The sequence below is a fragment of the Flavobacterium sp. FG19 genome (genome assembly GCF_057809475.1).
In genome coordinates this window covers 84,848-101,079 of the sequence record NZ_JBMDKA010000004.1, presented here as the reverse complement: position 1 = coordinate 101,079, position 16,232 = coordinate 84,848, and the positions used below count along the sequence as shown (strand labels likewise).

The following is a 16,232-nucleotide window of genomic DNA, read 5'->3' as shown; positions in this document are numbered from 1 at the left end:
TTGGCTGGTTTGGTTAAATGATGAATCCTGTTTATTATAAGGATACAAACTTAATCTATTTCTTCGTAATCAACATAATCGCCGACCTTTTTGGTTTCGCGCGGCTTTTTTGCATTGGCCGTATTAATAATGATTTCGTCATTATTGCTGTTACGGGTAGTCTGCCATGAATTATCCTGTCTATATTGCTGTTGTCTTTGAAAATCTTCTCCTGCTTTTTCAACTGCTTTCTTCACCAATACTGGTAAAAAGATTTTTGCCAAAAATTTAAAAATGTAATAAAACGCAATAATCCACATTATCGTTTTTAACAAATTTGTAAAAGATGCTTCTTGCATAATCATATAATTTTTTTTCAAAATTAGTAAATCCGTTGTTTAAAATTAAAATATCAATCTTAAATAAATAATAAAATATAGTACATTTGAATTGCGTTATTGTTTTTTTAATCCCCAAATAACTATGTTGAAAATTAAAAATTTACTATTTACCGCTCTTTTTTTTAGTCCGCAGATTTTCTTTGCACAATATACCGATGTAATTAATTCTAACCGCCCAGGCGAAACCATGTCGGCCTATGCTGTTGGAAAGTCTGTAATTCAAGGTGAAATCGGCATTTACGGTATTAAAGAAAAACACGATTTATTAGGTTATGACGCTTCCGGTCTTGGCACCGATTTAAGCATTCGTTATGGTGCTTTTCTGGAGCAGCTTGAATTTATTCTCGATGTTCAGTATCAGATGGAAAACTTTGATACACCTTACACCAGCTACAAAAAAAACAATTTCAGACAAACCGTTTTAGGAGCTAAGTATTTAATTTACGATCCTTATAAAAACTACAAGAGAGAAGCTAATATTTACAGCTACAAAGCTAATCATAGTTTTAAATGGCGCGAATTAATCCCTGCTGTTTCTGTATTTGCCGGAGCTAATTTTACAGGAGCCGATAATCCTTATTATTTTTCTCCCGATGGTGCTGTTTCTCCAAAAGTGGCTTTAATAACCCAAAACCAGTTTGGTGGAGGAAGATGGGTATTTGTAACCAACATTATTGCCGATTATATTGGCACCGATTATCCTAGTTACGGTTATATCTTAACCTTAACACACGGATTTAACGAAAGATGGTCCGGGTTCGTTGAAAATCAGGGATACAAAAGCGATTTTTACAGCGATGCTATCGTTCGCGGAGGTGCCGCTTACCTTTTATCACCCAACATGCAGGTCGATGCTTCTATAAGTACCAATTTTAAAAACACTCCTTCTATACTTTACGGAGGCTTAGGTTTTTCATGGCGTTATGACGGCTGGTATAAAAACAAACAAGCTGAAAATAAAGCCAGAGACAAAGCCAAGAAAAATCCTGACAATCAAAAAAACATCGATTATCAGGAGAAAGAAAGAAAACGTAAAGCCAGATACGAATAAAAACCGGCAGCCAATCTTAAACTCAAAACTAATACCTCCTTAATGATCACAATTAAAGAAGCCAAAACCAAAAAAGAACTAACGGAATACATTAAATTTCCGTTTTCCTTATATAAAGATAATCCATATTGGGTACCGCCAATTATTTCTGATGAATTAGAATCGTTTGATAAAACCAAAAATCCGGCTTTTGACAATGCCGAAGCATATTTTTATTTAGCTTATAAAGACAATCAGATCGTAGGCCGTATTACCGCTATTATTAACTGGTCTGAAGTAAATAATCAGCATAAAAGAAAAGTTCGTTTTGGCTGGTTTGATGTAATTGATGATATCGAAGTAACCAAAGCGCTTCTTGAAAAGGTATATGAATTAGGCCGAAAACATAATCTGGAACATGCCGAAGGACCAATGGGTTTTTCCAATCTGGATAAAGTAGGTCTTTTAACAGAGGGGTATGATCAGGTAGGAACCATGATTACCTGGTACAATCATCCGTATTATGTAACCCATTTAGAACAGCTGGGTTTTCAGGTAGAAAAACAATACATTGAAAGTATCTTTCCTTTTTCAAATGTAAAACCGGAGTTTTTCCAGAAAGCACAGGCACTAATAAAACAACGTTACGGCTTAAAAGCACTCAATTTCAATAAAACAAAAGACATTATGCCGCATGTTGACAAAATGTTTGATTTGTTTAATGAATCATACGCTAAATTGGCCTCTTTTGTAGCGATCTCTGATATTCAGAAAGAATATTTCAAAAAGAAATACATTAGCTTTATCAATCCGGAGTACATTAAGTTTGTAGTTGACAAAGAAGACAATTTAGTAGCGTTTAGTATTGTAATGCCAAGTTTTACTGAAGCTCTGCAAAAAATTAGGGGCAGACTGTTCCCTTTTGGATTTTTGCAATTGTTAAAAGCCAGAAAACACAGTAAAGATGTTGTTTTCTATCTTATTGGCGTTCACCCTGAATATCAAAACAAAGGGGTAACGGCCATTATTTTTGATGAGTATTATAAAACTTTTTCTGCTAAAGGCATCCAAAACTGCATCAGAACTCCTGAATTACTGGAAAATAATGCTATTCATTTGCTTTGGAAGAATTTTGACCCGACTATTCACTGTCAGAGAAAAACATATTTAAAAAATCTGTAACAGCGTTTTTATAAAAATAAAAAAATCCATTCGCCCCCAAAACGAATGGATTTTTTATTAAAGAGCAGTTTAATTTACTCTACTTTGCAGTCTACTTTTGTCAGTGTATTTTTTGCATCAAATTTTAATCTGGTTTTATCTTTAAAAGATACTTTATCATTTGTGGTCACTACGTCTCCGTAACCTTCAATAAATGCTCCGTCTTTCTGAAGAAAAACAACTTCTCTGACAGAGGAAACACCTTCAGACATAAAAGTGTAATCAGCCACTAAAGTATCCCCTTTCATATTCCCGATAAGGGTTCCTTCGTTTTTATCTTTCCCCACGATATCTACTTTTAATTTACCGTTTACTTCCTGATGCGAGTTCACGTTAAAACTCATTTCAATTACGCTTCCTTTTGAATTCCATTGATAACACTGGTTTCCTGCGGGTTCAACAATCTCCGCTTCTTTTGGCGGACTTGGTGTAATTTGCACCGGTTCTGTTGTTGTTGCCTTTTTACAGGAAATCAAAACTACCAGAACAAGGGTTGTTATAGCTGCTGCTTTTTTCATAATTCTGTTTTTTATTTTTGTGATTATGAATTAAAGTTACCTCAAATAAAAAAAATCCATTCGTATAACAAATGGATTTTTTTACATAATTTCCACTAAAGGGAAATCTATTTTTTACAACTATTTACGAAACATCAACAGTAGTGCGTTCTGCAATTTCTTTGTAAGTACCATTCGTTAATTTCTCGCGAATAGCTTCAAAAGCTGTCAGGGTTTCGTTAATATCATCTATAGTATGAGAAGCCGTTGGAATCATTCTCAATAAAATAATTCCTTTTGGAATAACCGGATACACCACAATAGAAAGGAAAATACCGTAATTTTCTCTTAAGTCATTTACCATTACCATCGCTTCAGGAATACTTCCTTCCAGATAAACAGGAGTAATACAGGTATTAGTATCTCCAATATTGAATCCTTTTTCTTTAAGACCGCTTTGAAGAGCATTTACATTTTCCCAAAGTTTATCTTTAATTGCCGAAGATTTACGCAGTAATTCTAAACGTTTCAAAGAACCAATTGTCTGGATCATTGGAAGCGCTTTAGCGAACATCTGCGAACGTAAATTGTATTTTAAGTAATCAATAACTGTTTTATCAGCTGCCACGAAAGCGCCAATGTTAGCCATTGATTTTGCAAAAGTAGAGAAATAAACATCAATATCGTCCTGAACTCCCTGCTCCTCACCTGCTCCGGCACCTGTTTTACCCAGTGTACCAAAACCGTGTGCATCATCTACTAATAAACGGAAATTGTATTTTTTCTTTAAAGCTGCAATTTCTTTTAGTTTTCCCTGCTGTCCGCGCATTCCAAAAACACCTTCGGTAATAAACAAAATACCTCCACCTGTTTCTTCTGCCATTTTCGTAGCACGCTGCAGGTTTTTTTCCATACTTTCCAAATCATTGTGTTTGTATGTAAAACGTTTCCCCATATGCAGACGAACACCGTCAATAATACAGGCATGCGAATCTACATCGTATACAATGATATCATTTTTAGTAACCAGGGCATCAATGATAGATACCATTCCCTGATAACCGAAATTCAATAAATAAGCTGATTCTTTCATTACAAAAGAAGCCAGTTCATTTTCTAACTGCTCGTGATAAGTAGTGTGTCCGGACATCATACGGGCTCCCATTGGATAAGCCGCACCAAACTGAATTGCCGCATCTGTATCTGCCTTACGAACTTCCGGATGATTAGCTAAACCTAAATAATCATTTAAACTCCAGTTTAGGATATTTTTTCCATGAAATTGCATTCTAGGACCCAACTCTCCTTCTAACTTTGGGAAAACATAATAACCTTCTGCCTGAGAAGCCCATTTTCCTAAAGGTCCCTTATTGTCCTGAATTCTTTCGAATAAATCTTTTACCATAATTATAGTGTAGTAATTTTTTAACTTAATCAGCGAGCAAAAATAATCATTATTATTCTAAAATTCAGAGAGTCATTTATTTTTATTTAAAAATAATCAACAGCTGGTTTTTAACAGGATTAAACTCTGAATTATACTTTGGATTGCTCCAAATTTAAATATGCAATAGTATCACAACTATGACTTTTATCACAATTATATAAAATATTGTGATTTATCTTTGTCGAGGATTTAAGTCATAACAAAGACTTTAGACAATTGAATATTTTGAATTAGTAGAAAAAACAAGAGAAGATTTTTTAGGAATGGATCGGCTCTTGTTTTTTGTTTTTAACCGAAGCCATCATTAAAACCAACCCTGTTACAAGCAGTACAGTAAACACAAAAATACTTTGGTAATATCCTGACATCATTCCCTTTCCCCAATACAAAAGTCCGCCTTGAAAAAACAACAAAACCTCTGAAAGAATATAACCTGTGATAAAACAACCTGCTCCTGCTTTTAAAATAACAGAATCAGCAGAAAGGATTTTATTCTGAAGCAGAATTCCAAATAAAAATCCGGTAATAATACCTAAAGTAGTGAGATGTATAAAGCCTATTATGAAATTTCTCACCTGATGTGAAACTTCTGCAATCCTGGGAAAAACAGTCAATAACTGAACCCCGGTCTTAAAAAACAAAGAAAGTAATGCTAAACCATAAACGAATCTCGTTACCTGATCCAGATCGGCCTTAAAACTTTTTAACTGAGGCCGGAGCATTTTATAAAAAGAAACAAAAGCCAGCAGCTGTACTACCACTCCAAGAGTATTTATCGTGTTTAAAATTGTATTTTCTACAAACCACCGAACGGGAAAAGCTATAGTTAAAACGACAGAGACAATTAAAAGGATAAAAAATCTTTTATACATTCCATCATCAAACGTACTATGAAACTGTTTTAAAAACAGCGCTAAAACCGCCAGTATAAACCAGCCGTTAAACTGAAAATGAAGAAAAAACTGAATCGCAATCTGATAAAAAGCACTTTGCTTACCAAGTGTACTTACGGCCGGCCCTAAACACCAGACTCCCAAAGTAGACAAAACCATAAACAAAACCGAAACTCTTAAAAGCTTATGCGAAAGCGTATTTTGTCCTGCCATATCTTTCCAGACCAGCCGGCAGAAAACATAACTTAATAAAATATGCATTGTCGAAAAAATAATCGAAAACAAGGCATATCCCTGAAGCGGAAAAGAAATCATCATTCCAATAACCGAAAACTCCGTAAACCAGAACAAACGATTATAAACTGGTTTTTCACCTTTGCCTTTCGGAATAAAAAGACGGACGACCAAAACATAAATCATCAAATACACCCAGCCCAGCATGGCCACATGAGAATGTGCATGAAGCAGAAAACTGTAATTTATAAAATCTAAAGGAAAAAGATACATTAACCGCATTACCAATCCAAAGAGACAGGCTGTCAAAAAATTAAAAAAACAGCATAATATCCAGCCTTTTTGAGAATTCATTTTATATAATTCCATTTTTTAGAATATTAAAAATAGTAAATAAGCTCCTTTCTACTAATAAAAACACCGATAATGTTCTTTTAACTGACATTTATCGGTGCTCTCTTCATTATCAAAATTTATTTTTTATTCTACTTCTGCAAATTCTTTTTCTAACAGAACTGCTTTAGGAAACAAGATATTGTTTTCTAAATGAATATGTTTATGCAGGTCTTCTTCAAACTCTTTCAGCATAGCGAAAGTTACTTTGTAAGTGGTACAGGCATCTGCCGGAGGTGTATAATTATCTGTCAGAACAGCAATTTCCCTGAAACGCTCCCCTTCATTATCGTGCTCGTGCATCATCATTGCAATGGGATTTGAAACGGAACCAAAAGAAGGCTGCATCAAAATCCCGTCTGACTCTTTGGTTTTGGTCATTCTTTTCACAAAAGGGAATAAAATCAATTCTTCTTTTTTCATATGCTGTGACAATTCGCCTGCACAGCCTGTAAACAGTTCGTTTATTTGGAATAATTCAGGATGATTGGCTCCGTGAACCTTACAGAGTTTATCTAAAAAGGCAAGTAGTGTCTGTGTTTTTTCTTCTACATATCTATGATGTGTTTTTTCAATATAATCAACCAATAAGTCCAGAGGCCATGAGTTAAAATCTACTGATCCGCCATTTCCTGATTCTAAAACTTCATAAATGTTCTGAAGCAGTAAATCGGAATCAATTTTCTGTTTTTCGCAGACTTCCTCTACAGTCCGGTTTCCTTTACAGCAAAAATCAATTCTGTATTTAGAAAAAACAGCCGCAGTTCTGTAATCCTGCGCTACGAATGATCCTATTGTTTTGTTTTTTAAATTTTCCATGATATTCAATTTTAAATTTGTTTTTATTTTTTGTTTTTTAAGGTCAGGTCAAATACAAACCATGCCATGGTAATAAATCCGATTCCGAAAATAGAATCTCCTATTGCACGAAGCCATTTTAAGGTAATCATAGCCGGCTGCTGCATTAATTCTGATGAACGGGCGTACCACATGCCATGGTCGATACTTTCGACTGCCTGCCAGATTCCAATTGGAAGCAGACTTAATACTGCCATTAAAAACAAACCGGCATTTAGTGACCAGAAAGTAATTTTCAGCAGCCTGGTGTTCCAGTTTACCTTTCTGTACAGACTTCTCAGTACAAAGAGTACCAATCCAATTCCCAGCATTCCGTATACCCCAAACAAAGCTGTATGTCCATGAAGCGGTGTTGTATTTAAACCTTGTATATAATAAAGGGCAATAGGCGGATTAATGATAAACCCGAAGATTCCCGCACCAAGAAAATTCCAAAAGGCAACCGAAATCATAAAATAAATCGGCCATTTGTAATCGGCAATCCATTGAGTTGATTTTGAAATTTTATAATTCTGATACGCTTCAAATCCTATTAAAGTCAAAGGCACAACTTCAAGTGCGCTAAAAGTAGCTCCAAGCGCCATAATTGCCGTTGGTGTTCCTGAAAAATATAAGTGATGAAAGGTCCCTAAAATTCCTCCGGACATGAAAATAATAGTGGCAAATAATACATTTAAAGCAGCTGTCTGGGTTTTCAGTAATCCTAAACGCACAAACAGAAAAGCCATCACAACCGTTGCAAACACTTCAAAGAAACCTTCTACCCAAAGGTGCACCACCCACCATCTCCAATATTCTGCAATAGCCAGGTTAGTCTGTCTTCCCCACATTAATCCTGCTCCATAAAACATGGCAATGGCAGTACACGAAATCAGGAACAGTATGATGAGATTTTTCTCCTGTGTCTTTTTCTTTAAAACCGGAAGTAAAGGGCGAATCATTAAAGCCAGCCATAAAAACAATCCAATTAAAAGGAAAATCTGCCAGAAACGTCCCAGATCAACATATTCATAACCCTGATGGCCAAACCAGAAATTTTGTACCAAATCTAATTTCTGCATTACACCAAACCACTGCCCGATCATTGAACCTAAAACAATAATCAGCAGTGCGGCAAACAAAAAGTTAACTCCAAAACACTGAAATTTAGGATCTTTACCAGAAACAGCGGGAGCAATATATAATCCGGTTGCCAGCCATGCCGTTGCAATCCAGAAAATGGCCAGTTGTGTATGCCACGTACGTGTAACAGCGTAGGGTAAAATCTGATCTATCTCTATTCCATACAATCCGTTTCCTTCTACTCCGTAATGTGCTGTTATGATCCCGAAAGCCATTTGCAGAATCATTAGCAAACTAACAATCCAGAAGTATTTTACCACCAGTTTCATTGATGGCGTTTTGCCCTGTTTAAGTAACGGATCTTCTTTGGGAAGCGGAAATTCTTCTTCCTCACCGGATTTTGCATGATAGAAAACTAAAATACCAATACTCAAAATCAGCAGAATAATACTCACTCCGGACCAGACTAAAAGTTCTTTGGTTGCTTTGTTTCCTACCAATTCATCTGAAGGCCAGTTATGTGTATACGAAATATCAGAATCAGGACGATTGGTAACCGATGCCCAGGTTGCCCAAAAGAAAAATGCATTCATTTTATGCATTTTAGATTCGTCTTTTATTGCATTTTTCGGAATCGCATATTCTTCACGCAGTTTATCAAAATCAGGATCATTTGTAAAAAGTCCTTTATAATATTCGCTTAAATTTTCAATAGCAGCTAAACGGTTTTCAGATATAGTAAGAACTCCGGTGCCGGCATCATAACGATTAGTTCGCAGATCTTTTTGTAAACGAACTTTTAAAGCCGATTGTTTTTCGAGGTCTAAAGCCTCAAACTTTTTATTAAAATCCTCTTTCGCAAATTTATCCAGAATAAAAAGAGCTTCTCTGTGCAGCCAGTCAGCAGTCCAGTCCGGAGCAACGTAAGCACCATGTCCCCAGACAGATCCTACTTCCTGACCTCCTATACTCTGCCAGATATTCTGCCCGTCTTTTATTTCGGTTTCCGTAAAAACCACTTTTCCTGAATCAGTTTTAATTTCTTTTGGAACTGGCGGTGCCTGCTGATAAATTTCAAAACCATAATAACCAAGCACTGCAAATGATATGCTCATTACCAATGCAAAAACCAGCCATAATTTTTTTTCTCTTTTCATTTTTTCTTGAATTCAATAAAAGACAATTTTATCTTTTATTAGTTTTTAAAAAAACTCCAAACCTGTTTTAAAGATTCGGAGTTTTAGTTAGTTACTCAACAATTAACACGCCTTTCATCATAGCCACATGGCCAGGGAAAGAACAAATAAAAGGATAAGATCCTTTTTTATCAATTGTAAACTCGATTGTATCTTCTTCACCTCCGCCAAGCAGCTTGGTGTGTGCTATTACAGAAGCTTTTTCAGATTCCGGAATATAATCAGTTGCTTTGGCATCGTTTGCTTTTAAAGCAAAATCAGCCTGATCTGTTCCTTCCTGAAGAATTACCAGGTTGTGTCCCATCGCTTCTTTAGGAATTCTGCCCACGTGCTTTAAAGTGAGTTTAATTGGCTTTCCGGCAGTTGCTTTTAATTCGCTTGTATTAAACTGCATCTGATCGTTTCCTTCTATAATCAGTACATTTTCAGCCGTCGAAGTTACCGGTGCTGCTTCTCCTTCTGAAGAAGTCTCCGTTTGTTCTTCAGCCGGTGCTGTTTCTTTTTTACCGCAGGAAGTTATCGTTAAAAATCCCATAAGGATCAATAGTGAAATTTTGGTTTTTGCATTCATTTTAAAAAAATTTATTAATATTATTCGTTTGTATGTATTCCTTTCAAAAAAAAGTCTCCTGATTTAACGCCAAGGGCAAGCTGTTCTAAAGTCGTTTTAGAAAGCATTTCCAAAAGAAGACCTCTGATTTTTTTAAATTCAAAATGCACCGGACAAGGACGCTCTTCCGAACACTCTTTTAATCCAATACCGCATCCTCTGTAAATTTGATCACCGTCAATAGCATCCACAATCTGAATTAATTTTATCGACTTTAAGGCTTCATTCGAAACTTCAAAACCACCTCCTACTCCTTTAGCCGAATGAATAATACCATTTTTGGTTAAAATCTGCATAATCTTGGCCGTAAAAGGTTCGGGCGAATCAATTTCTTTGGCCACATCTTTTATTCCTACCCTAATCCCTTTTGACGATTTGGTGGCAATAAAGATAGAAGCCCTGATTCCGTACTCGCACGCTTTAGAAAACATATACCGATTAATTAAGTCTGTACAAATGTAGTAAAGACGAATATAAAAGACAAATTTATCCTTAATTAATTTTACTAAAGAAAACTCTTATTTATAATGAAACTAATTAATGCAGATTATAGCACTAATTCGGCTTGCGGTTCCTTTAAAAACCAATTTTAATTTTAACTTTGAGAGTATATAATTTTTAATATCTAAACAATGCCGTTAAGCAACTCAAAAGATTTAAAATTAGCCGTTTTAATTGATGCTGATAACGTACCTTATTCTAATGTAAAAGGTATGATGGAAGAAATCGCAAAGCTGGGAACCCCCACAACAAAGCGTATTTATGCCGACTGGACGAAACCTAATGCAAACGGCTGGAAATCGGTTTTATTAGAACATGCTATTACTCCTATACAGCAATACAGCTATACTGTTGGAAAAAACTCTTCTGATTCTGCCCTGATTATCGACGCCATGGATTTACTTTATTCGGGAAAACTGGATGGCTTCTGCATTGTTTCGAGCGACAGTGATTTTACCCGCCTGGCTGTTCGTTTAAGGGAATCCGGCATGAAAGTAATTGGAATTGGTGAAAAGAAGACCCCAAGTTCCTTCATTGTAGCGTGCGACCGGTTCATTTATATTGAAGTACTGGACAATGCAGCTATACAAAAGAAAAAACCAAAAGCCGCAGATGCCAAAAAACCAGTTGAAAAACCCGCAGAAAAAGCACTGCATAAAATTGACAAACAAACTATCGACCTCATCGAAGCTACAATTGAAGATATTGAAGACGACGACGGCTGGGCATTTCTGGGCGATGTAGGAAACCTGATAGTCAAGAAGAAACCGGAGTTTGACCCAAGAAATTACGGTTATTCTAAGCTTACACCAATGTTGAAATCCTTAACCGATATTCTGGAAATCGACGAAAGAGAATCTGATAAAAAAGGCATAAAACACGTTTATGTCCGATTACGGTTCAACTAATTAATTTATTACCCTTTTATTTATTACCTAAAACATGAGAAAGAAATTCTTTATTTACGGATTCTTATTGTTTCTAATTGTTGCCGCAATTTATTATTACACCGGACGAGGCTATTTACTTGTTTTCATAATTCCACTTTTATTAATTATTGGAGTTTACAATGCTTCTCAAAAAAAACATGCTATTTTAAGAAACTTTCCCGTCCTTGGGTATTTCAGATATTTGTTTGAAATGATTGCACCCGAAATTCAGCAGTATTTTATTGAAAGGTCTACAGACGGAAAACCTTTTTCAAGAAACCAGCGTTCTTTGGTCTACCAAAGAGCCAAAAACATTGATTCGAGCACGCCTTTCGGAACACAGCAAAACCTGAACACTGAAAGTTATGAAGGAATCAAACATTCTATTTTTCCTGCAAAAGTCAACGAGGAACTTCCAAGAGTTATAGTAGGCGGAAAAGATTGTAAACAGCCTTATTCTGCTTCTTTATTTAATGTTTCGGCTATGAGTTTTGGTTCCTTGAGCGAACACGCCGTCCGGGCCATCAATATTGGAGCTAAAAAAGGAAATTTTTATCAGAATACAGGTGAAGGAGGTTTAACCGATTTTCATCTGGAAGGCGGCGGCGATATTACCTGGCAGATTGGAACAGGATATTTTGGCTGCCGTGACGCTGAAGGAAATTTCAGTCCGGAAAAATTTTCAGAAAAAGCGAACCTTCCCAATGTAAAAATGATCGAAATTAAGCTTTCACAAGGAGCTAAACCCGGTCACGGAGGTGTACTTCCGGCTGCTAAAAATACAGAACAGATTGCTAAAATACGAGGAGTTGTACCTCATACCATGATTCTTTCGCCTCCGGGGCATACTGCTTTTTCAGATTCGAAAGGCTTAATTCATTTTATCAGGCAATTACGGGAATTATCAAATGGAAAACCAATTGGTTTTAAATTATGTATCGGAAACACTGCCGAATTTGAGGCTATCTGCCATGAAATGATTGCCGAAGACACGTATCCTGATTTTATTACCATTGACGGTGCCGAAGGAGGAACAGGAGCCGCTCCGCTGGAATTTGCCGATGGTGTCGGAATGCCTTTTGAACCGGCATTAATCTTTGTCAATAAAACATTAACTGCATTAAATATTCGTGATAAAATACGAATTATTGGAAGTGGAAAAATTATTTCCGGGTATTCGATACTGCATGCCGTTGCTTTAGGTGCTGATATGTGCAACAGTGCAAGAGGTTTTATGTTTTCACTGGGCTGTATTCAGGCCTTACGCTGTCATAATAATGAATGCCCGACAGGAGTGGCCACGCAGAATAAAATGCTTATGAAAGGTTTGGTCGTAACCGATAAATCAGAGCGTGTGTATCATTTTCATAAAAATACACTTCATGCAGCAAATGAACTTCTGGCGGCAGCCGGAAAAACATCTTTTGCAGATGTTGATATTAATATTTTTATGCGTGGTGACGAATTTACAAATCTGTCTGAATTGTATTTCCCTGATAACTTAACAAACGTTACAAAACGAAACTAAAAACAAAAGCCTCTTTGAAATCAAAGAGGCTTTTGTTTTTTACAAATGTACCCTAGAGTTTGGCTGTTTCTTTATTATCAGTAGAAGCTCCGTTCTCTAAAACCGCTAATTCTTCTTTATCAACTAACTGCTGCGCTAATATAGCATTATTATAAGCCAGGAAATACACGTCAAATTTAACTCCTTCGTCTATTAATTCTGTAGAAATCTGATTGTTCTGAATCATTTCTCTTAACAATTCCGGAAACGAATCTTTGTAGGCTGCTTTGTTAGCATCATTTTCTTCCAGATTGGTTTCAATTCTAATTTCAATCTTGTTGTCATTCAGGAACGCTTTCGCTGCCGTACTGGTAATTCCGTGTCCTTTAATAGAAGAGGAATTATTGTAAGTACTTACGTGTTCCTGAATTTTTTGTTTGGTGTTTTTACAGCTCACCAGCAAAAGTGCAAATGCTAAAACAAATGCGATTTGGGTAATTTTTTTCATAATTTATTGGTTTTATAGTTATTTTTTAACTCAAACATAATAAAATTTTAACTCAAAAACAACCTGATTTACAAAATTAAAACTATACAATTCATTGAATCCAAACACATTGTAAGAAAATTAAAACCAAAAAAAACTCTTTAAAAAAGCTTAAAGAGTTTTCTCAGGTTTTAAAACAAAACGATCTTATAATTCTGCTATCGTTTCTTTATTGATTATTTGTTTCATCAGAACCGTGTTGTCGTCTGCAAGGAAATAAGTATCAAACTGCACTCCTTCCTCTACTAATTCTTTAGGAATCTGGTTTTTAGAAATCATTTCTTTAAGCAGTTTTGGAAACGAGAGGGCAGCCGCTGTTTTATTAGCTTCATTCTGTTCCAGACTGGTTTCAAATCGTAATTCAATTTTATTATCATTAATATATCCTCTTGCCGTAGTCAGAGTAACACTCTCTGCCTTAAAACCGGCTGCGGTACTGTTGTAAGTAGTTACATATTCCTGAAGTTTCTGTTTAGTGTTTTTACAGCTTACAAGCAGTAATACAATAAGAACGGCAGAAAGAATTTGGCTTATTTTCCTGATCATATTTACATTATTTAAGTTTCTGAAGTCGTAACAGTGCTTCAAGATAGTAATAATCTGCGTAATTAATAGAACAATCTATCTCGCTTCCGGCTGGCTTATGACCTGTTGCATGAAGCAAAAATGCCGAATTTACATCACGGCTCTGGTAATGATCTGAAAGCGAAACAATCATTTTCTTTGCTTTGCTTAAATATTCGTTTTTCAGATTTTTATCTTTTGTATAAGAACTTAATTCCAACAGTGCCGATGAAACAATGGCAGCCGCAGAAGCATCCCGGGGAGCATCCGGAATATCCGGTGCATTAAAATCCCAGTAAGGAACTAAATCTCCTGTCGCTAATTTGTCCAGATAAACACGCGCCAGTTTATGGGCAAAATCTAAAAATTTAGAGTCTTTGGTTTCTCTGTATGTCATAGTAAATCCGTAAATCGCCCAGGCCTGTCCCCTTGCCCACATACTGTCATCGCTGTATCCTTGTGCAGTTTGTCCTTTTATTTTTTTACCGGTTTCAAAGTCATAAATAATAACGTGGTAAGAAGTATTATCAGGTCTGAAATGATTTGCCATTGTTGTTTCAGCATGTTTTACCGCAATATCATATAACTTTTTGTTTCCTCCATTTTTAGATGCCCAGAACAATAATTCCAGATTCATCATATTGTCAATGATCGTATTATGTCCGCCCATTTTATTGTGAGGCCAGGACTGGATTGTTCCCACTTTCGGATTAAAAAGTGTTGCCAGCGTATCGGCTGTTCTAAGGATAATTTCTTTGTATTCTTTATTTTTAGTCAGACGGTATCCGTTTCCAAAACTATTAAAAACCTGAAAACCCAAATCATGGTCGGCCGCTTTAGTAACTGATAAAGGGGTTAAAAAGCGAGTGAATTTATCAGCTTCTTTTTCCCATTTTTTATCCTTTGTCGCTTCGTACAAATACCATAATTCTCCCGGCCAGAATCCACTCGTCCAGTCTTTGTAATTTACAAATTTCCATTCTTTACTCCCGTTAGGAACTGTTCTGGGAGAAGTTCCGTCATCCGGAATTACTTTCAGGGTTTTAGAGGCCTGCCCTGCACAATAATCCAGCTGTTTTTTAACATCAAACGAGTCCTTTTTTTGAGAATATCCCTGATTTCCCAGCAGCAATACAGCTGTAATCAGGGTAAGCAATTTTACATTCATGTGGTTATTTTTAGATAGATAGTGTATTGAACCGATAAATTTATAAAATAAAGTAAACCTATTCGAATCTTTGTATTTTTGTTTTACCAAAAAAGTACAATTGTTTCCAATCAGAACCAAACTTTGAATAAACTCAGGATTTCATATTTTATCGCTTTTCTTTCTACCGTTCTTCTGGGAATTCTTTCACGGAAAACAACCTATATTCCGTTATGGATGGGCGACTCACTATATGCCGTCATGATTTATTTTTTAGTCCGGATATTCTTTGTGGATAAAAAAGCACCTTTTGCAATACTACTTCCTCTTTTAATCTGTTATAACATTGAGTTTTTACAGCTTTATCAGGGCGAATGGATGATACAGCTCCGAAAAACACTTTTTGGACGATATGTATTGGGCCAGGGTTTTCTATGGTCAGACTTACTGGCTTATACCCTTGGTATCTTTTTTATCTATTTTACTGAAAAATTAATTTTTAAATACAAAAACATATGAAACTTGTTTTCGCTTCCAATAACCTGAATAAGATCAAAGAAATTCAAAGCATCCTGAACGGATCTATACAGTTATTAAGTCTTGAAGATATTGGCTGTCATGAAGATATCCCTGAAACAGCTGATACTATAGAAGGCAATGCCATTCTGAAAGCCAATTATGTTACCGAAAAATACGGTTATGACTGTTTTGCCGACGATACAGGATTAGAAGTCAGTGCCTTAAACGGTGAACCTGGCGTGTATTCTGCCCGCTATGCCGGAGAGCAGAAAAACGCAGACGACAATATGAACAAGCTTTTAGAAGCTTTAAAAAGTGAGGAAAACCGCAGCGCGCAGTTCAAGACCGTTATTGCCCTGAATTTAAACGGCAGACAGCAGCTTTTTACGGGTTTAGCAAAAGGAAACATTACTTTGACCAAAACCGGAAACAATGGTTTTGGGTATGATCCGGTTTTCCAGCCCGAAAACTATGAGGAAACTTTTGCCGAATTGTCAGCAGAAGTCAAAAACAGAATCAGCCATCGTGCCAAAGCCACTGAGCAACTTATTGATTTTCTGAACTCCATAAAATAATTGTTTAAAATACAACATTTTAATACTCAAAATTGATATTTCAAGACGTGTTTTTTTCAACTTTCGTTAAAAATCATTTTACACTAAACATAACTTTTTGATAATCAATTCATAACAAATAC

17 protein-coding genes are annotated in these 16,232 nt (G+C 35.9%); 6 read left to right on the top strand and 11 right to left on the bottom strand.

From position 1 onward, the window contains the following. Nucleotides 1-50: 50 nt before the first annotated feature. The gene (locus tag ACODST_RS05800; protein WP_488931349.1) at nucleotides 51-299 is read right to left on the bottom strand and encodes a DUF4834 family protein; all 249 of its coding nucleotides are present in this window, start codon (nucleotides 297-299) and stop codon (nucleotides 51-53) included. A gap of 163 nt (nucleotides 300-462) precedes the next feature. On the opposite strand from ACODST_RS05800, the gene ACODST_RS05795 reads away from it, so the two are divergent. Further along, complete coding sequence (locus tag ACODST_RS05795; RefSeq protein ID WP_488931170.1) at nucleotides 463-1,431, top strand: transporter; 969 nt, start codon at nucleotides 463-465, stop codon at nucleotides 1,429-1,431. Between the two features lie 42 nt (nucleotides 1,432-1,473). Continuing rightward, nucleotides 1,474-2,592, top strand: coding sequence for a GTP cyclohydrolase (locus tag ACODST_RS05790; RefSeq protein WP_488931169.1), 1,119 nt, complete (start codon nucleotides 1,474-1,476; stop codon nucleotides 2,590-2,592). Between the two features lie 74 nt (nucleotides 2,593-2,666). Here ACODST_RS05790 and ACODST_RS05785 read toward each other — a convergent pair whose 3' ends face one another. From ACODST_RS05785 to ACODST_RS05755, 7 genes are all read right to left on the bottom strand, one after another. Then, on the bottom strand, nucleotides 2,667-3,149 hold the full coding sequence (locus tag ACODST_RS05785) for a hypothetical protein (RefSeq protein WP_488931168.1): 483 nt from the start codon (nucleotides 3,147-3,149) through the stop codon (nucleotides 2,667-2,669). 124 nt (nucleotides 3,150-3,273) lie between these two features. Further along, nucleotides 3,274-4,533, bottom strand: a complete 1,260-nt coding sequence (gene capB, locus ACODST_RS05780; protein WP_488931167.1) for a cysteate-C-fatty acyltransferase — start codon at nucleotides 4,531-4,533, stop codon at nucleotides 3,274-3,276. 299 nt (nucleotides 4,534-4,832) lie between these two features. Next, nucleotides 4,833-6,071, bottom strand: coding sequence for a hypothetical protein (locus tag ACODST_RS05775; protein ID WP_488931166.1), 1,239 nt, complete (start codon nucleotides 6,069-6,071; stop codon nucleotides 4,833-4,835). 111 nt (nucleotides 6,072-6,182) lie between these two features. Next, the gene (ric, locus tag ACODST_RS05770; RefSeq protein WP_488931165.1) at nucleotides 6,183-6,914 is read right to left on the bottom strand and encodes an iron-sulfur cluster repair di-iron protein; all 732 of its coding nucleotides are present in this window, start codon (nucleotides 6,912-6,914) and stop codon (nucleotides 6,183-6,185) included. Nucleotides 6,915-6,937: 23 nt separating this feature from the next. Beyond that, complete coding sequence (locus tag ACODST_RS05765; RefSeq protein WP_488931164.1) at nucleotides 6,938-9,172, bottom strand: nitric-oxide reductase large subunit; 2,235 nt, start codon at nucleotides 9,170-9,172, stop codon at nucleotides 6,938-6,940. Between the two features lie 91 nt (nucleotides 9,173-9,263). Then, the gene (gene azu / locus ACODST_RS05760; protein ID WP_488931163.1) at nucleotides 9,264-9,782 is read right to left on the bottom strand and encodes an azurin; all 519 of its coding nucleotides are present in this window, start codon (nucleotides 9,780-9,782) and stop codon (nucleotides 9,264-9,266) included. Between the two features lie 20 nt (nucleotides 9,783-9,802). Further along, entirely contained in the window at nucleotides 9,803-10,252 is a 450-nt protein-coding gene (locus tag ACODST_RS05755; protein WP_488931162.1) for an RrF2 family transcriptional regulator, read from the bottom strand. A gap of 201 nt (nucleotides 10,253-10,453) precedes the next feature. On the opposite strand from ACODST_RS05755, the gene ACODST_RS05750 reads away from it, so the two are divergent. Next, a complete protein-coding gene (locus ACODST_RS05750; RefSeq protein ID WP_488931161.1) occupies nucleotides 10,454-11,230 on the top strand; it encodes an NYN domain-containing protein in 777 nt (258 codons plus the stop codon). Nucleotides 11,231-11,264: 34 nt separating this feature from the next. Beyond that, nucleotides 11,265-12,779, top strand: a complete 1,515-nt coding sequence (locus ACODST_RS05745; protein ID WP_488931160.1) for an FMN-binding glutamate synthase family protein — start codon at nucleotides 11,265-11,267, stop codon at nucleotides 12,777-12,779. 52 nt (nucleotides 12,780-12,831) lie between these two features. Here the strand turns inward: ACODST_RS05745 and ACODST_RS05740 are convergent, their stop codons facing one another. From ACODST_RS05740 to ACODST_RS05730, 3 genes are all read right to left on the bottom strand, one after another. After that, a complete protein-coding gene (locus ACODST_RS05740; protein ID WP_488931159.1) occupies nucleotides 12,832-13,266 on the bottom strand; it encodes a hypothetical protein in 435 nt (144 codons plus the stop codon). A 186-nt stretch (nucleotides 13,267-13,452) separates the two neighbouring features. Further along, entirely contained in the window at nucleotides 13,453-13,851 is a 399-nt protein-coding gene (locus tag ACODST_RS05735) for a hypothetical protein (RefSeq protein ID WP_488931158.1), read from the bottom strand. Between the two features lie 7 nt (nucleotides 13,852-13,858). Continuing rightward, nucleotides 13,859-15,037 (bottom strand): glycoside hydrolase family 88 protein, encoded by a 1,179-nt coding sequence (locus ACODST_RS05730; RefSeq protein ID WP_488931157.1) that lies wholly within the window; start codon nucleotides 15,035-15,037, stop codon nucleotides 13,859-13,861. Nucleotides 15,038-15,253: 216 nt separating this feature from the next. Here ACODST_RS05730 and ACODST_RS05725 point away from each other — a divergent pair, with 216 nt between their 5' ends. Both ACODST_RS05725 and ACODST_RS05720 read left to right on the top strand, forming a co-directional pair. Continuing rightward, entirely contained in the window at nucleotides 15,254-15,535 is a 282-nt protein-coding gene (locus ACODST_RS05725) for a ribosomal maturation YjgA family protein (protein WP_488931156.1), read from the top strand. Further along, entirely contained in the window at nucleotides 15,532-16,110 is a 579-nt protein-coding gene (locus ACODST_RS05720) for a non-canonical purine NTP diphosphatase (RefSeq protein WP_488931155.1), read from the top strand. Before ACODST_RS05725 ends, ACODST_RS05720 begins: the two co-directional genes overlap by 4 nt. The last annotated feature ends 122 nt before the right edge of the window (nucleotides 16,111-16,232 follow it).